General features: G+C 40.1%; 21 protein-coding genes and 1 tRNA gene. 7 read left to right on the top strand and 15 right to left on the bottom strand.

Annotated features, from left to right (window positions below; all coding sequences use genetic code 11):
• Positions 1–5: 5 nt before the first annotated feature.
• The gene (xseB, locus tag CWD77_RS14980) at positions 6–221 is read right to left on the bottom strand and encodes an exodeoxyribonuclease VII small subunit (protein WP_101074398.1); all 216 of its coding nucleotides are present in this window, start codon (positions 219–221) and stop codon (positions 6–8) included.
• Between the two features lie 76 nt (positions 222–297).
• Positions 298–2,658: a DNA internalization-related competence protein ComEC/Rec2 gene (locus CWD77_RS14975; protein WP_165779167.1), complete on the bottom strand. Its 2,361-nt coding sequence runs from the start codon at positions 2,656–2,658 to the stop codon at positions 298–300.
• On the opposite strand from CWD77_RS14975, the gene CWD77_RS15730 reads away from it, so the two are divergent.
• Positions 2,648–2,770, top strand: a complete 123-nt coding sequence (locus CWD77_RS15730) for a hypothetical protein (protein ID WP_276307527.1) — start codon at positions 2,648–2,650, stop codon at positions 2,768–2,770. The genes CWD77_RS14975 and CWD77_RS15730 overlap by 11 nt on opposite strands.
• On the opposite strand, the gene CWD77_RS14970 is transcribed toward CWD77_RS15730, so the two are convergent.
• The 7 genes from CWD77_RS14970 to rpmB form a co-directional block, all read right to left on the bottom strand.
• Positions 2,767–3,219 carry a MarR family winged helix-turn-helix transcriptional regulator gene (locus CWD77_RS14970; RefSeq protein WP_101074396.1) on the bottom strand — a complete coding sequence of 151 codons (453 nt, stop codon included), beginning with the start codon at positions 3,217–3,219 and terminating at the stop codon, positions 2,767–2,769. The two genes, CWD77_RS15730 and CWD77_RS14970, sit on opposite strands and share 4 nt — an antisense overlap.
• Positions 3,220–3,279: 60 nt before the next feature.
• Positions 3,280–4,494, bottom strand: coding sequence for a tyrosine--tRNA ligase (gene tyrS / locus CWD77_RS14965; protein ID WP_101074395.1), 1,215 nt, complete (start codon positions 4,492–4,494; stop codon positions 3,280–3,282).
• Complete coding sequence (locus CWD77_RS14960; RefSeq protein ID WP_101074394.1) at positions 4,491–5,054, bottom strand: CvpA family protein; 564 nt, start codon at positions 5,052–5,054, stop codon at positions 4,491–4,493. The genes tyrS and CWD77_RS14960 overlap by 4 nt, the downstream gene beginning before the upstream one ends.
• 6 nt (positions 5,055–5,060) lie before the next feature.
• Entirely contained in the window at positions 5,061–5,519 is a 459-nt protein-coding gene (locus tag CWD77_RS14955) for a GatB/YqeY domain-containing protein (RefSeq protein ID WP_101074393.1), read from the bottom strand.
• A 105-nt stretch (positions 5,520–5,624) separates the two neighbouring features.
• Complete coding sequence (locus tag CWD77_RS14950; protein ID WP_101074392.1) at positions 5,625–5,795, bottom strand: DUF4295 family protein; 171 nt, start codon at positions 5,793–5,795, stop codon at positions 5,625–5,627.
• Positions 5,796–5,804: 9 nt separating this feature from the next.
• Complete coding sequence (gene rpmG, locus CWD77_RS14945) at positions 5,805–5,969, bottom strand: 50S ribosomal protein L33 (RefSeq protein ID WP_101074391.1); 165 nt, start codon at positions 5,967–5,969, stop codon at positions 5,805–5,807.
• Positions 5,970–5,972: 3 nt separating this feature from the next.
• Positions 5,973–6,218, bottom strand: a complete 246-nt coding sequence (gene rpmB / locus CWD77_RS14940; protein WP_101074390.1) for a 50S ribosomal protein L28 — start codon at positions 6,216–6,218, stop codon at positions 5,973–5,975.
• A gap of 267 nt (positions 6,219–6,485) precedes the next feature.
• On the opposite strand from rpmB, the gene gyrB reads away from it, so the two are divergent.
• Together gyrB and gyrA are read left to right on the top strand one after the other, a co-directional pair.
• Complete coding sequence (gyrB, locus tag CWD77_RS14935) at positions 6,486–8,426, top strand: DNA topoisomerase (ATP-hydrolyzing) subunit B (protein WP_101074389.1); 1,941 nt, start codon at positions 6,486–6,488, stop codon at positions 8,424–8,426.
• 28 nt (positions 8,427–8,454) lie between these two features.
• A complete protein-coding gene (gene gyrA, locus CWD77_RS14930) occupies positions 8,455–10,929 on the top strand; it encodes a DNA gyrase subunit A (RefSeq protein ID WP_101074388.1) in 2,475 nt (824 codons plus the stop codon).
• Between the two features lie 80 nt (positions 10,930–11,009).
• Here gyrA and CWD77_RS14925 read toward each other — a convergent pair whose 3' ends face one another.
• From CWD77_RS14925 to mnmG, 3 genes are all read right to left on the bottom strand, one after another.
• The gene (locus CWD77_RS14925; protein WP_240596847.1) at positions 11,010–11,963 is read right to left on the bottom strand and encodes a helix-turn-helix transcriptional regulator; all 954 of its coding nucleotides are present in this window, start codon (positions 11,961–11,963) and stop codon (positions 11,010–11,012) included.
• Positions 11,964–12,089: 126 nt separating this feature from the next.
• On the bottom strand, positions 12,090–12,722 hold the full coding sequence (locus tag CWD77_RS14920; protein ID WP_165779166.1) for a 16S rRNA (guanine(527)-N(7))-methyltransferase RsmG: 633 nt from the start codon (positions 12,720–12,722) through the stop codon (positions 12,090–12,092).
• Positions 12,723–12,732: 10 nt separating this feature from the next.
• Positions 12,733–14,622 (bottom strand): tRNA uridine-5-carboxymethylaminomethyl(34) synthesis enzyme MnmG, encoded by a 1,890-nt coding sequence (mnmG, locus tag CWD77_RS14915; RefSeq protein ID WP_206018039.1) that lies wholly within the window; start codon positions 14,620–14,622, stop codon positions 12,733–12,735.
• A gap of 153 nt (positions 14,623–14,775) precedes the next feature.
• Between mnmG and CWD77_RS14910 the strand changes: the two genes are divergently transcribed.
• A complete protein-coding gene (locus CWD77_RS14910; protein ID WP_101074385.1) occupies positions 14,776–16,092 on the top strand; it encodes a R2-like ligand-binding oxidase in 1,317 nt (438 codons plus the stop codon).
• 92 nt (positions 16,093–16,184) lie between these two features.
• Here CWD77_RS14910 and CWD77_RS14905 read toward each other — a convergent pair.
• Both CWD77_RS14905 and CWD77_RS14900 read right to left on the bottom strand, forming a co-directional pair.
• Positions 16,185–16,258 (bottom strand) — tRNA-Asp (locus CWD77_RS14905).
• Positions 16,259–16,406: 148 nt separating this feature from the next.
• The gene (locus CWD77_RS14900; RefSeq protein ID WP_101074384.1) at positions 16,407–16,943 is read right to left on the bottom strand and encodes a glutathione peroxidase; all 537 of its coding nucleotides are present in this window, start codon (positions 16,941–16,943) and stop codon (positions 16,407–16,409) included.
• A 69-nt stretch (positions 16,944–17,012) separates the two neighbouring features.
• On the opposite strand from CWD77_RS14900, the gene CWD77_RS14895 reads away from it, so the two are divergent.
• Genes CWD77_RS14895 through CWD77_RS14885 form a run of 3 tightly spaced genes read left to right on the top strand, consistent with a single transcriptional unit; the run spans position 17,013 to position 18,795 of the window.
• Entirely contained in the window at positions 17,013–17,738 is a 726-nt protein-coding gene (locus CWD77_RS14895) for a hypothetical protein (RefSeq protein ID WP_101074383.1), read from the top strand.
• A complete protein-coding gene (locus tag CWD77_RS14890) occupies positions 17,738–18,037 on the top strand; it encodes a hypothetical protein (protein ID WP_101074382.1) in 300 nt (99 codons plus the stop codon). The genes CWD77_RS14895 and CWD77_RS14890 overlap by 1 nt, the downstream gene beginning before the upstream one ends.
• Complete coding sequence (locus tag CWD77_RS14885) at positions 18,034–18,795, top strand: MBL fold metallo-hydrolase (RefSeq protein ID WP_240596845.1); 762 nt, start codon at positions 18,034–18,036, stop codon at positions 18,793–18,795. Before CWD77_RS14890 ends, CWD77_RS14885 begins: the two co-directional genes overlap by 4 nt.
• A 5-nt stretch (positions 18,796–18,800) precedes the next feature.
• Here CWD77_RS14885 and CWD77_RS14880 read toward each other — a convergent pair whose 3' ends face one another.
• Positions 18,801–19,877, bottom strand: coding sequence for a mannose-1-phosphate guanylyltransferase (locus CWD77_RS14880; RefSeq protein WP_101074381.1), 1,077 nt, complete (start codon positions 19,875–19,877; stop codon positions 18,801–18,803).
• Positions 19,878–19,925 lie beyond the last annotated feature (48 nt).

Raw genomic sequence — 19,925 nt, 5'->3', positions numbered from 1 at the left:
AGAAATTAGTCATTCTCTGATGCGCTCTTTGACTGATCAATTTTTTCAATCTTCAAAGCTGCGCTTTCTAATGTTTCAGAACAAATTTTGGAAAGCTTTTGCCCTTCTTCATACAAGGCTACAGATTTTTCCAGTGAAATATCCTTATCGTTGAGCTTTTCGACGATAGCTTCCAACTGTTTTAAAGCCTCTTCGAAACTCAGTCGTTCCTTTTTAGACATAAATACTCGTTCATTTATTTTTTTACTTAAAGAAATTACACCTTCAAACCACCACGTTCAAACTTCTTTTTCAGTGTTATTTCCAATCAACCTTTATGATCGATTTGCCATCTGATTCAAATACAACAGCTCCCTGCAGGCTGGTAAAGTAATTCTCTTGCGTGAATTTACTCACACGCGAAACTGCATCACGGTTTGGATGACGAAACCTGTTTCTAAATGCAAGTGAAGCCACTGAAATTTCGGGCTCCACAATTTCCAGTAACGTTTCGGTTGAACTTGTCCTGCTGCCGTGATGACCCATTTTATATAGATTAGATTTCAGAAAGTCTCCATATATATTCACCATTTTCGATTCCTGCTGCGATTCTGCATCACCTGTTAAAAGAATGGATTGGTCACCGTAAACTACTTTTACTGCAACAGATGAATTATTTGGGTTTGATGGATTACTGCTTCTCATCATCGGGCCCAAAACGTAAATCCTTATATTCTCTTCTAACTCAATTTGATCACCGGCGTAGATATTTTTGATGGGCAGATCCAGTTCATCTGTCTTACCTAAAAAGTTCTGATACAGCTGGCTGTCGTACGCATAACTGCTCTGATAGATTTTCTGAACTTTGAAGTTCTCAATGATCGTCACAATTCCTCCTATATGATCTGCATGCGGATGTGAAAGTATCACTGCATCAATTTCATCAATGCCAACGTGTTTCAAATACGGATTAATAACCCTTGAGCCGCTATCATAACCCGGAGACCACCTTCCGGCATCCACCAAAATATGCTTTTGAGACGGCGTTTGAATATGAATTGCATCACCCTGTCCTACATCCAGAAAGGTTATCCTGAGAACAGGGTCGCCAGATTTTTTAAATGTTTGTTCAAGCATAAAAAGATTCAAAACAAACAGCACACAGATTAATAACTTCCATTTCATTTCAGGAATTCGGCTTGAAGCAAGAAGCAGTATCAAAATCAGCCACAACAAAAAGAGAAGACCTGAATCGTTAGTAAACGAGAAGTAACTCAAATCACTGCTCCCTATATACTCCGCAACTCCTTCCACCCAACCCAAACTCCACTCTACAGGAAATACGGCATAGGTTGTAAAGGGATAAAAGATTTGCGGTAAAACAGAAAAAAATAGACCTACCGGAACTGCTACTGTCATTAATGGGATTACAAATGCATTTGCAACGGGACCTGCAATTGAAAACTCGCCAAAATAGTAGGTAAGAACCGGAAAGAGCCCTCCCTGCACTACAACAGAAATTAGAACGAGTGTTGCCAATGCTCCTGTTTTGCCAAATCGATACCGAATGGGAATTAATCTTTGTGCTTCCGGCATCAGTAGCAATATTGTAAATACAGCACTAAACGATAATTGAAAACCAACATCAAATAGTTGATGTGGATCAATGATTAACAGAATGATGGCAGCACCCGCGGTCAGGTTGATAGAGTTTCGAACTTTACTGAACAATTTTCCATAGGTTATCAGCCACGCCATAAGGGATGCCCTGGAAACAGAAGCACTAAAACCGGTTAAACCCGCATAACCTAAAAGCAAAAAAGTTAGCAGTAACAGACCCAGCCATTTTCCCCATTTCCTTGTCCATAGAAAAGGAATAATGAACCAAAATGGAGCTACTATAAAACCCACATGTAGTCCGGAAACTGCCATGATATGAGACAAACCGGACCGTGAAAAATGCTGTTTGGTATCATCCGATATCTCTGCTTTATACCCCAGGAAAAGGGCTTTAGCCATGGGTGCTAAATCTGCGCTGAAGAGTTTATCAATATTATTCTGAACGTACTCTCGGATCTTTATCCAACCGATTCGTTTTTGTTCATAACTGTTACCATTAAGCTGTACCAGTTCACCGTGGGCTACAATGTTTTGATCGTGCAGCCAACCTCCATAGTCAAAGTCGTGTGGATTTCTTATTTCCGGAAATGCATACAGTTGAATTTCAGCTTTTAATTCTGTTCCGTTCTGTAAGTCTCTGCCGGGTTTATCATCATAGAGTCTAATCCTGTAGTTTTCCGCAATCGATGACTCTGATTCATAAACCGTGCTTATAACGTCAATGGTATACACTCTTTTACCACCCGCAGTAAATCCCTTCTCTTTTATTAGTCCTTCAATAACTACATTTTCCCAGGCATAGAGTTCTAAAAACTTAGTTTTTTCAATGTGAACTTGACGATTATGATCGGCAACCTTTATCCATACAAAAGATGCGGATATGATCAGAATCAGATAAAGAATTATGGAAAGACGGGATGAGAGTACAATCTTATATCTTCTAAGCAGAAACTCTGTTATACCCCAGAGTATAAGTATAGATGTGAAAAAAACTGCTGAGAAGAACAGATTGATATTTGAATAGTAATCCCAGGCAATCCCCAGCATAATGAGTAACATAACCCGTACTGCCGGGTACGATGCGAAAGGAAACCGGTATCTGCTTAAACGACTCATATCTGTAAGAAACAGGAAAGCGGATTTCCTTACAGATCAAAATGTGGTGCTTTAATCCTCTTCTTTAACACCGAGCTTTTTGCAAAGCCGCGCAATCTCTTTTTTTTCATTTTCCGTGAAAACAGAAAACTCTTCCTTAATTTTTTCCAGATGCTTGGGGAAAAATTCTTCGATAAATGTTTTCCCGTCTTTGGTCAAGTGAATCAAAACTGCCCGGCGATCATTTGGATCTTTTTTGCGTTTCACATAGCCCTGTTTTTCCAAATTATCCACTACCATTGTGATGTTACCGCCACTTTTCAGGATCTTTTCTCCAATAGATCTTTGATTCAAAGGGCCCAAGTGGTGTAGCGCTTCAAGCGTACCGAATTGACTTTCTGTCAAATTTGCTTCTGCTAAATGGCGGTTTAACCGGTTTGTTAGTGAATCGGTCGCCCTCATCAGCTTGATAAAAGCATTCAGAGTGTTTACTTCCGATTTAGATCCTTTAAAATGTGTTCCCATAGCTAGTAACCGGGTTCAATCACAGCAAATTGTTATACAATTTTACTGTGTAATTAAAAATCAAATTGCCTTTAATTTAGCAAATTTTCGCTTACCTACCTTCAGCGCCATATCATCGCCGTCATTAAACGTTATTTCAAAGTTGGGATCCTGAATTTTTTCTTCATCCAAAGATACTCCACCCTGCTTCATCATTCGCTTAGTTTCTCCATTGCTGGAGGTAAGGTTTGCATCAGAAATAATATCCAGTAAACGATGTGTTGATCCTGTTTCAAATGTAAATTCTGGAGCATCATCGGGTATGTCTTTGTTGATGACTGTCTTTTCAAAGTGCTTGCGCGCTCCTTTGGCAGCCTCTTCACCGTGATACATCCGGGTTATTGTAAACGCAAGATCGTGCTTTGTGTTTCTTGGATCTTTCTCAATTCTGCCTTTTAATGATTTCAGCTCCTCTATGCTTACATCTGTAACCAGTTCGAAGTAAGAGTAAATTAACTCATCAGGTATCGATAACGCTTTGCCGTACATGTCATTGGCGGGCTCATCAATTCCGATATAATTATCGTAAGACTTACTCATTTTCATAGAACCGTCTGTGCCTACCAACAGTGGCATCATCAGGCATATTTGCGGATCCTGCCCGGCATCTTTCTGTAGATCTCTTCCCACCAAAAGATTAAACTTTTGATCAGTTCCACCCAGCTCCACATCCGATTTCAAATGAACCGAATCCTGTCCCTGGGCCAGCGGATAGAGAAACTCATGGAGGGAAATAGTCTCATTGTTATTGTAGCGCTTAGAAAAATCATCCCGTTCAATCATCCGGGCTACCGTCATTTTTGAACTGAGAAGAATAACATCCTCAAACTTCATCTCTCCCAGCCACTCGGAATTGTATACAATTTCAGTCTTCTCATTGTCCAGAATTTTTCCGGCTTGATCCAAATAAGTCAGTGCATTTTTTTTAATCTCAGCTGCTGTTAGAGACGGGCGTGTTTTATTCTGTCCGGTAGGATCTCCAATTAATGCTGTAAAATCACCAATAATAAGGATAACGTGATGACCAAGATCCTGAAACTGGCGAAGTTTTCTCAATATTACAGAATGGCCGAGGTGAAGATCAGGCCGGGTAGGGTCGCAACCCAGTTTAATACGCAGTGGCTTATTCTCTTTCTTCGATTTTTTCAGTTTTTCAACTAACTCTTTTTCAGGTACAATTTCTACGGAACCTCTTTTGATCACGGATAGTTGATCTTCTACAGATGGAAAACTCATAAACTTAAACCTTCAAATATGGGTAATGATTTAATTGGATTATTCTCTTCGATCGATTGCTCAATCGTGTCAATAAAATTTTCTGCACCGGGGTAAACAGTAGCAACTACATTAAAAGCTGCGGGGGCAAGATATATCACATAAGGATAAGAAATGGATTCATTTCGTGATTCTTCACCGGGTAAGTTAAACCCTGCCAATAACAGTAAAAAAGCGCTGACTACAATTCCGGACTTTAATGCACCAAATGCCAATCCCGCTAATCGGTTTATAAAATTGATTTTGATGACTTTAAGTAATTTTTGAATAGCGTAAGCTATAAACTGAACTGCTGCTACAGTGGCTATGAAAAGAACGATTCCGGCCGCCACAACTGAGTGGTCAGGATTATCGAAAAGTGGATTAAAAAGTACAGATGTGGCATGCATATATTCAAAAGTTATAAACACTGCGAGAATAATTCCCACTATTGTCATCACTTCATGAATAACGCCGCTCATAAAACCGCGATACGCGAAGAATCCAATCGGTATCACAATAAAAAAGTCGAGCAGGTTCATCGCTTTTTACTTGGAGAGTTCCTCTTTTACAATTCTACTCACAGCCGAACCATCTGCTTTTCCTTTTAATTTCGACATCATAACACCCATTACCTGACCCATATCGGCCATCGAGCTGGCGCCCATTTGGTCAATTTGCTGTTTGACGGCCTCTCTTATGGCATCATCGTCCATCATTTCGGGCAGGTAAGACTCGATGATCTTAAGTTCTTCTTCTTCCTTTTCAACCAGATCTGTCCTGCCACCTTTCTCAAATTGATCGATAGACTCTTTTCGCTGTTTAGCAGCTTTCATCAACACTTCGACAGCCTGTTCATCGGTGATTTCTGCTTCACCACCTTTCCGTTCACTAATCTCTTTCTCTAAAATTTTAGCCTTTAGTGAACGAAGTACACGAAGCCTATCAGCTTCCTTGGCTTTCATTGCAGCTTTAAGATCATTCAAAATCTTTTCTTTAATACTCATACGTAAAGGTTTAGAATAGATTAGTAGATACAACCAAATGTAAGCAAAAAAAAAGGTTCCATCCTTGTGGGATGCAACCTTTCTTACAAAATCGATAAAAGTGATTTATGACTTATTCTTTTTCAGAAAATCACTTACGCTATCCTGGTCCATCATAGTCTCTCTGAACGCATATTTACCTCTTGCGTTCTTGGTAGAGATGATAACCTTCGCCATTTTACGCTGAGCTTGTTTCAGCGCTTGAGCTTCTTCACCAAATGCTTGTTTCTTCGCCATGGTTATGAATTATTTAATTTCTTTATGAATCGTATGCTTTCTGAGAACCGGATTGTACTTTTTCAGCTCAAGACGGTCTGTGGTGTTCCGACGATTTTTAGTCGTTACATACCGCGAACTTCCGGGCTTCTCTGTACATTCCAGAATAACCTGTATGCGATTACCTTTCGCCATTGTTTATACCTCTTTTAAAAGTGTTCCTTTTTTTCTGGCCTCTTTCAAAACTGCAGAAATCCCTTTCTTGTTAATTGTACGGAGGGTTTTAGCAGTAACTTTCAAAGTAACCCACCGATCCTCTTCAGGGATATAAAAGCGCCGCTTCTTCAAATTTAAATGAAATCTGTGCTTTGTTTTGTTATTCGCTTTTGATGAGCGATAACCGTTCAGCGGCTTTTGTCCTGTAATATCGTCCTTGCGTGCCATGATTCTTTGTATTAGCTGGTTTTTCGATAGACACCAAAATTAAGGTGTTTAGGTTTTAAATTCAATCCTTTTTTACATATAAATTATCATATTATTTTAAGTCTGAAATATCCTCTGTTTTTCATTCCCGGAATCACCCCGTATAAGCCCTCCTGAGCCGGATAAATATTTTAGATATTTAAACCATACCTTTTTTTGATTTTGCGCGATCTTGCGCTATTTTCCAACGTCTAAGAGGCTATTTTTAACCACACTCACACCCCATTTATGGCAAAAAAGAAAGGATCTGACTATAAAGCTTCGAATATTCAAGTTTTAGAAGGACTTGAAGCTGTTCGAAAACGCCCATCTATGTATATTGGCGACACCGGTCAGCGCGGCCTTCATCACCTGATCAACGAAGTCGTTGACAACTCTATTGATGAAGCACTCGCCGGATATTGCGACCATATTAAGGTCTTTATTCATGAAGATGGCTCCATTACTATTTCTGACAACGGTCGCGGTATTCCCGTAGATATGCATTCTAAATTAAATATGCCGGCTGTTGAAGTTGTACTCACAAAACTTCATGCCGGTGGTAAGTTTGATAAAGACTCCTACAAAGTATCAGGTGGACTTCACGGTGTAGGTGTCAGTTGTGTGAATGCTCTTTCCAGTACTTTCAATGCAGAAATCCATCGAGACGGTAAAATATACATCATGGAATTTGAGCGTGGTTTTACTACCAAACCACTTCAGGAAGCTGGAAAAACAGACGAAACCGGTACAATTATAAAGTTTAAGCCCGATGCGGAAATTTTTACTCAAACCACCGAGTTTAAATTTGATATTATCGCTGACCGGATGCGTGAACTCGCATTTCTGAATCCGGAAATCACCGTTGAAATTATTGACGAACGTGAGGAAGAGGACAGTGATTCTCATCATGTTGAGTTTCACTTTGCCGGCGGTGTTAAAGATTTCGTTCAATACCTGGATGAGTCCCGCGAGTCTTTGATGAATGAGCCGATGTACATTTCCGGTGAAGTCGAAAATGTTCCGGTAGAACTTGCCATTCAGTATAATGATGGTTACTCCGAAAATGTGCACTCCTACGTTAACAATATTAACACGCGCGAAGGTGGAACTCACATTTCAGGTTTTAGAAGAGCACTGACCCGCTGTTTTAAAAATTATGCCGATAAAAACAACATCATCAAATCAAACAGTAAAATTCAGGTCTCCGGCGAAGATTTCCGCGAGGGCATGACCTGTGTTTTGAGTGTTAAGGTTGCAGAACCTCAATTTGAAGGGCAGACCAAAACAAAATTGGGTAACTCCGAGGTTCAAAGTGCCGTTGAAGTCATTGTTTATGAAAAACTCAATGACTATTTGGAGCAAAATCCCAAAACTGCCAAAAAGATTCTTAACAAAGTAATTGTAGCAGCTGAAGCACGTGAAGCTGCCCGTAAGGCTCGTCAGCTTATTCAGCGGAAAAGTGTGATGAGCGGCGGTGGCCTGCCCGGAAAACTTGCAGACTGTTCTATTAAAGATCCGGCACACAGTGAAGTTTACCTGGTTGAGGGTGACTCTGCGGGTGGATCTGCTAAAATGGGCCGTAACCGAAGTTTTCAGGCAATTCTCCCATTAAGAGGTAAAATCTTGAATGTTGAGAAAGCCAAAATTAATAAGATACTAGAAAACAAAGAGATACAGGCGATGATCACCGCTTTGGGCACCGGTGTTGGGCATGAAGAGGAGTTTGAACTCGATAAACTGCGGTATCACAAAATTATCATCATGACAGATGCCGATGTTGATGGCTCTCACATTCGAACACTTTTACTGACCTTCTTCTACAGATATATGCACCCGCTTATCGAAAATGGTTTTGTATATATTGCCACACCACCTCTTTATAGAATCACATCTACACGTGGTCAAATCGATTACGCTTGGGATGATGAAACGCGGGATAAACTCATTCGCGAATTGAAAAAGTCGAAGAAAAAATTTGACGTTTCGCGATATAAAGGTCTTGGTGAGATGAACCCCGAGCAGCTTTGGGAAACCACAATGGATCCCGAAACTCGTACCCTGCAACAGGTAACGGTAGAAAATGCTGCCGCAGCTGATAAAATGTTCTCCACATTAATGGGTGGCGATGTTGAACCTCGCCGGGAATTCATTGAAAGAAATTCCAAATACGCTCAACTCGATATCTAAGAAAATATTCATCTGATAAAACTGATTCATGGCTACAGAAAAAATTATACCTATTTCAATTGAAGATGAAATGCAATCATCCTACATCGATTATTCGATGTCCGTGATTGTATCTCGTGCATTACCTGACGTTAGGGACGGATTAAAACCTGTTCACCGGCGGATCCTTTACGGTATGAGTGATCTTGGTATGCTGCATAATCGAAATTTTAAAAAGAGTGCACGTATAGTAGGTGAAGTTCTTGGTAAGTATCATCCACACGGTGATTCCGCAGTTTATGATTCTATTGTGCGAATGGTACAGGAGTTTTCTCTTCGGTATCCGCTCGTTAACGGACAGGGCAATTTTGGTTCAATTGATGGTGATTCTGCCGCAGCGATGCGTTACACTGAGGTTCGAATGCAGCGGATTGCTGAAGAACTTCTGGCAGACATCAACAAAGAGACCGTGGATTATCAAACCAATTTTGATGATACACTCACCGAACCTACTGTACTGCCGGCAATGTTGCCCAACCTTCTGTTAAATGGTGCATCCGGTATCGCAGTTGGTATGGCCACCAACATGGCTCCTCATAATATAACTGAAGTTATTGATGGAACAGTTGCTGTAATTGATAATCCCGATATTGAAACAGAAGAGCTGATGAAGCATATCACAGCTCCTGACTTTCCAACCGGCGGTATTATCTATGGCTATGAAGGTGTCAAGGAAGCCTATTCTACCGGTCGCGGAAAAATAACAATGCGTGCCCGTGCAAATGTAGAAGAGCTCAGGAATTCCAGGGAACAGATCGTAGTAACTGAAATTCCTTATCAGGTTAATAAAGCAACTCTGATTCAAAAAGTTGCCCAGCTTGTTGGTGATGAAAAGATTACAGAAATCTCTGAAATCCGTGATGAATCTGATCGCGAAGGAATGAGAATCGTAATTATTCTTAAGCGTAGTGCTAATGCAGGAGTTGTACTTAACCAGCTTTACAAGTACACGCAGATGCAGCAAACTTTTGGTGTGATTAATCTTGCACTTGTTAAAGGGCGGCCTAAGGTTATGTCGCTCAAAGAGTTAATAACTAGGTTCATTGAGCATCGTGTTGAAGTAATTATACGACGTACGATTTATGATTTAGATCAGGCCGAAGCTCGCGCGCACATTCTGGAAGGTCTTAAAATTGCTCTCGATAATCTTGATGAAGTAATTAAGACAATTCGAGCATCTAAGAATCCCCAGGAAGCTAATGAGGAGTTACGCCGCAAGTTTGCACTGACCGACATTCAGGCAAAAGCTATTCTGGATATGCGCCTTCAGAAACTAACCGGACTTGAAAGAGACAAAATCGATACTGAGTATCGGGATATTGCATCTCAGATATCCGATTACAGAGAAATTCTTTCTAATCGTGATGAACAAAATGAAATCATCAAAAAAGAGCTGCTCGAATTGAAAGGTCGTTACGGAGATGAAAGACGAACCCAGATTGTATACTCTGCCGATGATTTCAATATTGAGGATATGATTGCCGATGAGGATGTGGTTGTTACCATTTCCAATAAGGGTTTCATTAAACGTATGCCGGTTAGCGGTTATCGCCGACAACGACGCGGTGGAAAGGGAATGAAGGGCACAACTACCAAGGATGATGAATATGTAGAACATCTGTTTGTTGCCACAAACCATAACTATATCCTGTTCTTCACAGAAAAGGGTAACTGTTACTGGTTGAAGGTTTACGAAATTCCTGAAGGATCCAGACTTGCCCGGGGACGTGCAATTGTGAACCTGATTGATATTGAAAAAGATGACAGCATAAAAACGTTTGTTCCTGTTAAGACATTGGATGATGAGGAGTACATCAAATCTCACTCTATTATAATGTCAACAAAACAGGGTCAGGTTAAGAAAACCTCTTTAGAAGCTTATAGCCGACCACGCCGAGACGGAATTATCGCTATCAACATTAAAGATGATGACAGCCTGCTCGAAGCAGCTCTGACTGATGGGGAAAGTAATATTATTCTGGCCAACAAGTCAGGACGCGCGATTCGTTTCCACGAGGAAGAAGCACGCGAGATGGGTCGAAACACTTCCGGTGTTCGTGGAATGAACCTCAACAAAGGTGATGAACTGGTTGATATGGTTGTTATCAAAAATACACATGAAGCAACTGTCCTGGCCATCTCAGAAAATGGTTACGGAAAACGTTCTCTTGTTGATGATTACAGGGAGCAAAGCCGTGGCGGAAAAGGTGTCATTACATTGAAGGTGACTCCGAAAACCGGGGATCTTATTGCACTCAAAGAAGTGTCAGACAAAGATGACCTGATGGTGATTACCGAGCGTGGAAAAATTATTCGAATGCAGTGTAAAGGAATCCGAACCATGGGCCGAAATACTCAGGGCGTGCGAATTATGCGACTTGATGAAGACGGCAAAATTGCTGCTGTAACACGCGTAGTCAATGAGGAGGAAACTTCAGAGGAAGACGCACCTTCAGTCGAATAAATTTTACACAGCATATAGATATTAAAAAAGGCTCCTTTTCATGGAGCCTTTTTTATTTTCATCAAGTTCCGACTTTTCAGTTATAAATTTTTCAACATAGTTTTCAGCAAAGCTTTTCTCTTTTGAATTAACTCTTTCGGACTCTGCACTTCTACCTTATCTCCAAATTGAAGCAACCATTCGTTGATATAGTCAAGATTTTCAAAATTAAACTCCACCTTAATTTTTTTAGAATCAACGCCGGTTTCCTTAAATATTTTTGTTGGCAGATTGGCTTTAAACGGGCGTTCTGCGGATTTATCGAGTACTACCCTGATTTTTTCGCCAGACTCGTTAGAATTAAAAATTAACCCCTCTACGTCAATTTCTTTCTCCAGTTTAAAATTTTGGTCTAAAATTTTCACGTTTTCCATTCTATCGAGTACAAAATTACGAATAGCCTCTCTTTTGTGTGAATACCCGATTACATTCCAATGATCTCGATAGAAAACTAAAAGATATGGATCGATTTTTCTTCCGGTCACACTCCCATCTTTTTTACTGTGATAGGTAAACTCAATACTTTTAGATTGAGATATAGCGCTGCTCACCAAGTACCAATTTCCTCCCTCCTTTTTTTCGGCACCAAAGTGAAGAAAAGGATCAACAACCGTTCGGTTATCCAGGGATTTCATAAATTCTTTTAAATCATCAGGTAAAACGTTTTTTATCTTTAATTCCACACCTTTGGCGTCATCTACAAGATTTTTATCAATTTGCGACTTCACAAAATTCAAACCCACCATAATTGTCGCAAGCTCTCTTGAGTTGAACATCAGTGGAGGTATTTTATATCCTTCAATGACTCCATAACCGCTGTACTCATCCCAGGTAACGGGCACATTGATGTCCGATAAAAAATTAAAATCTCTGAATATTGTTCTGCGGCTTACTCCAAAAGTTTCGGCAAGATCATTCACTGTGAGTTTTTTCTTTGATTCCTGCAGCATTAATATCAGCTTCAGTCGTCTTTCGGAACTTTTTAATCTAGACATATCGCACTGCTTCGATTGATGATATTTTAAATTTTGGTCGGCTTCACAAACAGAAAATGTAAACAATTCATTATGAATTTCGTTCTTAAAGATGGGCTACAATCACTGAAAAAGAAAGGGGTTATTTTACTTTTCCAGCACAACTAATCCTTTCCCTTCGTAAAACTCTTCACCGAAGTTAAATGAATAGAGTGTGCACTCTATGTTCGAGTGGATCCGTTTTATTTCTTCTTTCGCCCCCTCAATCCCCTTCCACATGATGATCTTTTTCCACGGCTTCTTTTTTGTAAGACGCAGCAAATCGCCAATTTTAAACGCATGTTTGGTTACAATTCCGGTCCCGGTTTTTAATCCAACCAGTGAAATGCTTTTGGGCAACGTCTTAACATTCTCTAAACCCAAAGCGTCCACGATACCGGATACAGCCATCACTTTCTTTTTCACATTATCATTCAACCAAAATGTCTTTTCATTTAGCACGATACTCAAAGGTATACCCGGTAAGCCCCCACCCGTACCGGAATCAATCCACTCTTCAATATCACCCATCAACCCCAAAACAACCGGTATCAACGAATGAACCACGTGTTCTCTCACTGTTTCACGTGAAACACTGCGGCTAACTAAGTTAATTTTTTGATTCCAATCAAGCAGTTCATCCAGGTAGGACTCTAAAAGCGGCTCGTTTTTTTGATACAACTCCCGCGCTTCCCGTAAAATATTCTTGTTTACAGTGATTTCTTTTATAGAATGTTTCACGTGAAACCTGTTAATTTTTCAAATAGACCATTAGTACAGCAACATCGCTTGCAGATACACCGCTGATTCTGGATGCCTGACCGATCGTTTCGGGTTTGATTTTGCTGAGCTTACTTTGTCCTTCAGATGATAAACTTTTGATTTTATGATAATCTACTTTATCCGGGATAGATGTATTCTCCTGCTTACTCACTTCTTCAACCATCTCAAATTCTCTTTTAATGTATCCATCATACTTGATCTGAATCTCCACCTGCTCAAGAACTTCTTGGTTTTCCGTGATCTTGGATACTAGCCCTTTCAGTTCTTCATCCGCATCCAATAAATCCTGAAGATGTAGTTGGGGTCGCGGAATAAGCGTTTTTGCTTTTACCGGTTGAGACAGTTTTGTAGTGCCCTTCCCCTCAAGCATCGGATCCATCTTTTCTGGGCGAACCGTATAATTCTCAATCAGATCAAACAGACGATCAATTTCATCCTTTTTTGTTTTAAATCGTTCATATCGCTCATCAGTAACTAAGCCAATACGTTTACCCAATTCAGTTAAACGAAGGTCTGCATTATCCTGGCGAAGCAATATTCGGTGTTCAGCTCTTGAGGTGAACATTCGATAAGGTTCCTCGGTACCTTTATTGATTAAATCATCAATCAAAACTCCGATATACCCTTCCGATCTTTTTATTACAAATGGATCCTCACCCTTAATAAAGAGGGCAGAATTTATTCCCGCAATCAACCCCTGACAAGCAGCCTCTTCGTATCCCGTTGTTCCATTAATTTGTCCCGCAAAGAAAAGTCCGTTTACTCTTTTCGTTTCCAGGCTTCGCTTTACCTGGTATGGTGGAAAATAGTCGTACTCAATTGCATACCCGGGACGAAGCATTACTGCGTTTTCAAAACCGGGAATTGTTCTCAGTGCATGATACTGAACATCTTCCGGTAATGATGTAGAAAATCCATTCAAATACATTTCATATGTATCCCACCCTTCCGGCTCTAAAAAGAGTTGGTGTCTGTCCTTATCTGCAAAACGATTGATCTTGTCCTCAATACTTGGACAGTATCTTGGTCCAACTGATTTGATCCTCCCATTAAACATTGGGCTGCGATCAAATCCTGTTTCTAAAGTCTTATGAACTTCATCATTTGTATATCCGATCCAGCAGGTTAACTGTTCATCAACAGAAGGCAGTTCATCAGTCATAAACGAAAAGGGACTCGGGTCTTCATCTCCATACTGAATCTCAAGTTTTGAATAATCAATAGACCGGCCGTCAATTCTTGGTGGTGTTCCGGTTTTTAACCGACCCACTTCAAAACCAAGTTTTTCCAAAGAAGCAGATATTCCTACAGAAGCCCTTTCTCCGGATCTCCCTCCTCCATATTGTGACTCACCAATATGAATCACTCCATTTAGAAAAGTACCACTAGTTAGAATTACGGATTTAGATTCAAAAGTTTGTCCCGTTTGAGTAACAACACCTTTAACATGTTTGCCGTCATCGTCGGTAAGAATGTCTACAACATTATCTTGTCTGAAAAATAGGTTATCAATTTTTTCAAGGTTCTCTCTCATGATTTTTGAGTAGAGCGATCGATCACTCTGACACCTGGGACTCCACATAGCAGGTCCCTTACTTCTATTCAACATTCTAAACTGTACTCCACTGCGATCACTAACAATACCACTCTGACCGCCCAAAGCGTCAATCTCTCGAACCAGCTGACCTTTAGCGACTCCTCCCATAGCAGGATTACATGACATCTTTGCCACAGCATCCAAATTCATTGTAATAAGAAGTGTTTTCGCTCCCATATTAGCAGCTGCAGCTGTAGCTTCACTGCCTGCGTGCCCTGCTCCCACTACTATAACATCATATGTGGGATACAAACTATTCATATCTATTTGATTTTATTTTATTTATTAATTTTATCGGATTTTCTTCAGACTTTAAAAATACCGTTATTTACGGAATTTTTAAATCATTGAATGATCTGTAGATTCAAATGAGTAAACGAAGGCTATCTATAAAAGATTTCAAAAATTGAAAGCATGTGGTTTAAAAAGAAGAAACAAACAGATACAGGTTATTTTTCACAACAGTGGATGAATGATTGGAAAGATAATCTTAATGAGAGTGACACCTATTCTCACCACGGCAAAAACTGGAATACGTTTGTTATTCTAAAGTTTGACATTCTGCCAGACCGTTTGAAAAATTTTGAGGCTGAAGGGATTTACTTAGATTTAAATTATGGGAAGTGTGAATCCATCCGGTATGCAACTAAAGAAGATGAGGACATATCAGATATTATTTTAAAAGCTCAAGAAAAAACATGGATAAAACTTATTGAACAAAAAAGTGATCCAACAAAGCAGATCATGATGGGAAAAGTGAAATTAGAAAAAGGAAGCTTGGTTTTATTATCCACTCAGCGAAAAGCTGCGATGACCTTAATTGAATGCGCACCTGCACTTCAAAATGGAACTCAGCATAAAGAGCACTCTCCTGTTAATAAAACTGAGCAGGTTTTAAGTAAAACACACTACAAAACCACTTCCTCCGGTTTGGATCATGACTCCTTCCCAATGAAACTTTTCCAAAAAGCTAAACAGTTTGGGATATGGAATCCATCGGAAATTGATTTGCCTACTGATAAAGAGCACTGGAAAAATCTATCCAATGAAGAAAAGGAGATTATCTATCATTTGATATCAATTTTTATGGCCGGAGAAGAAGCCGTTACTACAGACTTACTTCCCTTAATAAATATTATTGCCAGGGAAGGACGGTTAGAAGAGGAGATCTATCTGACCTCTTTTTTATGGGAAGAAGCTAAACATGTTGAATTCTTTTCTCTCTACAAGAACAACGTACTTAATCAGATACCTGATCCGACAAAATATCATAAACCCTTTTATAAGGTCATCTTCTACGAAAAATTACCACGAGCCATGGCCCAGCTGCACGTTGATAATTCTCCGGAAAGTATACTAAAAGCATCCATTACCTATAATATGATTGTTGAGGGCACATTGGCAGAGACCGGGTATGCAGCTTTTTATAATATGCTCGAAAAAGAAGATCTCTTGCCCGGTCTTAGAGAAGGTATCACTAAATTAAAAATGGATGAGTCCCGTCACATTGCATACGGTTTATTTCTGATAAACAGAATACTTGATGAAAATCCCAAGTTAACACACTATGCCGAAGAAGAGCTAACCACCCTACTCAATGACGCCACAAATATCATTCACGAAATATTTGAACCTTACGAAGAAGTCCCTTTTGGTTTAGAGAAAGAGTGGTTCCTGGAATATGCCATCAAACAATTTCAGGCAAGGATCCAAAAGTTAGGGCTGAAGTAACAAATTTTTCGCATATCGGTGGAAATCAGAGACAGGTAATAACCACCTTCTACAAACAAAAAAAGCCACTCACGATGTGAGCAGCTTTTAAGCGATCCGGACGAGATTCGAACTCGCGACCTCCTGCGTGACAGGCAGGCGTTCTAACCAGCTGAACTACCGGACCATGTTCCATTTTTGAACAGATTTAAATATAGGGAGCCTTCCGATACGAAGTCAAGAAAGAATGAAACTTTTTTATAAAAAATAAAAGGGCTACAAGTTCAACTGTAGCCCTTTATCGGGATGGTGATGGGATGTATGTAAGCTCTTTGTTAAATTATATCTTTTACTGCGCTTGTGAGTTCTTCACCCATTGGAGTTACATTACTTTTAAATCTTCTGACGACGTTTCCGTTCCGGTCAACAAGAAATTTTTCGAAATTCCATCCAATTTCACCCGTAAAATCCGGGTTATCTGTTTGTGTCAGATAATTATACAATGGATGCTGATCATCTCCTTTAACAGAAATTTTTGTGAACATGGGAAAGGTTACTCCGTAATTCATTTCACAGAATTGAGCAATCTCCTCGTCAGACCCCGGTTCTTGTCCGCCAAAATTGTTTGCAGGGAATCCTAATACATAGAAGCCTTGATCGTTATACTCTTCGTACAACTCTTGAAGCTCTTTATATTGTGGGGTATAACCGCATTCGGATGCCGTGTTTACGATAAGCAGTACATTTCCCTCAAATTGAGATAGAGATACTTCTTCACCCGAAAGTGTTTCTAAACTGAAATCATAAACTGTTTGAGATGTGGATAGTCCCATAAATAAGAGTGAACCAATTATTAAAGATATTGTTTTCATAGATAGCTACATTTGTTTTACTGTTAAACCATTACGATTTAGAAATTCATTCCCTGAAATTTACAAACCATGAAAGAATTAATCTCATTTGCACTGATATTACTAGCATTTCCATTGAGTGGATTTGCACAAATGTTTTCGGTAGACGACTCCTCCCCTGTTCGTCAACAATTACTTGGTACAGAAACGACAATCAGCATCGGTTGGGAAATCGGAGAATTTGACAACCGAAACAGCAATTTGATTGATATTGATGACTACAGCTTTGACGACGGTATATTAAGATTTAGACTTGAAAGTCCCGGAATAGATATCGGGCTGGGGCTGGGCGGCTCTGTTACGGGGATGAACAACAACAGCTATGTAAATATAGCAGGAAGGCTGCATAACAATCTGAATATTTATTCGAGTGAAGAGAGAAATTTTCTATTACAGCTTCCAATACAAATCACAACGGATTTAAAAAGAGTTCAACAAAACAATACAGATTCTGAATTTCAGCAAAGTTCATTTATAGTCGGTTCGGGTATTCGAACAGCGGCTAGATTGTCAGAGCGTTTTGATTTTACATTGAAAGCGACACCAAACTATGGTTTCAGTTTTTCTCAGGGCAGCCTGTTTGGTGGTAACCTTTTCCGGTTTGATGGTGCTACTCAGCTGCTCATCAAAAATGTAATTGGTCAAAGAGGAATTGCTTTAGGTTACCATTTCGATTTCAGGAGATATGATATTGATGGTGATCAAAATGATTACGATTATACTTCCCACTCAATTTCAATCGGGATTACACTGTAATGAAAACAGAAACATTTTTAATGGAGCTGGAGTCTCTCTGTGAAAAAGGCGGGTATACCATCCGCAAAGAGAGAGGAGCATTTCGCGGGGACCAATGTGTTATTGAAGGTGAAAAACTGATCGTCATTAATAAAAATAAACCTACGGAATCTCAGGCTGCAATCCTTGCAAAAGTGTTAAAGAGTCTCAATCCTGATGAAACTTATATCAAACCCGCAGTACGCAAAGAACTGGAAAAAATGTGGGAACGGCTCGACCGTTTCAGTGAAGAAGATATAACAGAGGAAGTTCAGGAATGATGAAATGCACCTTTTTAGGTACCGGAACTTCCATGGGTGTCCCTGTTGCCGGCGGATTCGGTTCAGAACACATCAGCGGTGATCCCCGAAATGAACGGACACGGTGTTCCGTTTGGATTGAAACCGATCAAACATCGGTAATCATTGATACCGGGCCTGAGTTTAGAATTCAAACAATTCGATCCGGAGTGAAAAAGATCGACCTGGTTTTGATCACACACGAACATATGGACCATGTTGCGGGACTCGATGATCTGCGGGCATTTAACTATGCACAGCAAGGTCCTATTCCTCTTTACACATCCGGCCAGGCCCTTCAATCCATTCAGGAACGGTTCGATTACATGTTTGGCGATAATAAATATCCGGGATCAACTTCAGTTGATATGTCGGTGATCGATGAAGCTCACAAGTTTCGTGATCTTCAGATCACTCCCCTGCCTTACAATCATGGCAGAATAAACGTCCAGGGCTATCGGATTAACGATTTCTCCTATATGACTGATGTAAAATCCATCCCTGATAAAACCAAGGAACTTGTCAAAGGAAGTAAAGTCATGGTGCTGAGCGGTTTAAGGTGGCAGCCCGAGCACCCGACACATCTAACTATTCCCGAAGCGGTAGAAATAGCCGATGAGCTAAATATCCCCCAAACTTACCTGATACACATGAATAGCTATGTGGATCATGAAGAATCGAACAAGCAGCTCCCATCGCATGTTCAGCTTGCCTACGATCAGATGGAAATAACAATCTGATTCAATCAGAGATACTCTTTCAAGTCAGGGTTTGATTTCAATTCTTCCACTACATCCTTTACCCCCTGGGCTTTCTCCAGGTTAACCACCAATATAGCTTTATCCGTTTCTACCACGGCTACATTATCAACACCGACGAGTGAAACAATTTTGCCACTTTCGGTATGTATCAGATTTGAACCCGAATTGTGTATGGATACCTTTGTATTACCGTAGGCGTTTAAATTCTCATCCTTTTCAGAGAGTTCATGAACTGCAGTCCAGCTCCCAACATCATTCCATCCAAACTCTCCGGGAACAACATGCACGGTTTCAGCTTTCTCCATGATTCCATAGTCAATAGAAATGGATGGGCAGGCATAATAAAACTGACTGATGTCCTCTTGCGTCAGATCTGATTTTTGCAATTTCTCAGTCAATTTAAAGACATCGGGCAGATACTTTTTAAATGCATTCAGGATCGTTTCCGTCTTCCAAATGAACATCCCGCTATTCCATAAATAATTTCCTGACGACAAAAAATCTTCTGCCTTTTTAAGGTCTGGCTTCTCGGTAAAGTTTTTTACAGAGTAGGCAGGGTTTCCGGATTTACTCAGTTTTTTATCAGCATCATAACAGATATAACCATAGCCGGTTTCGGGACGATTGGGCTCAATGCCAATGGTTACCAGGGAATCTTCCGTCTGTGCCGTTTCAACTGCAGATTTCAGTACATCCAGAAAGTTCTCTTTTTGGGTGATTTGATGGTCGGCCGGCAAAACAACCATTACAGAATCGGGATCCAACTTATTTAAAATCGCGGCAGCCGCTGCTACACAAGGTGCTGTATTTTTAGCGACCGGTTCCCCAATGATATGATCTTTCCTGACATCCGGAAGTTGCTGTTCCACAATGGGCACATAGTTATCATTTGTGACAACCAGCACGTTTTTCGGGTTTATATATCCTTCCAGGCGTTTTACGGTCTCTTGAATCATTGTATCGCTGCCAAAGAGATTTAAAAACTGTTTCGGCAGTGCTTTGGTACTTTTAGGCCAAAACCGGGTTCCGGATCCCCCGGCCATTACTACAGCATAGATCATGTAAAATAAATTTAGTTCTCAATAATAGATCAGAAAGGTAGAAAAAAG

It is taken from the genome of Rhodohalobacter barkolensis (genome assembly GCF_002834295.1).
Classification (GTDB): Bacteria; Bacteroidota; Rhodothermia; order Balneolales; family Balneolaceae; genus Rhodohalobacter; species Rhodohalobacter barkolensis.
The sequence above is the reverse complement of the archived record's forward strand: the minus strand, read 5'-3'. Positions and strand labels throughout refer to the sequence as shown.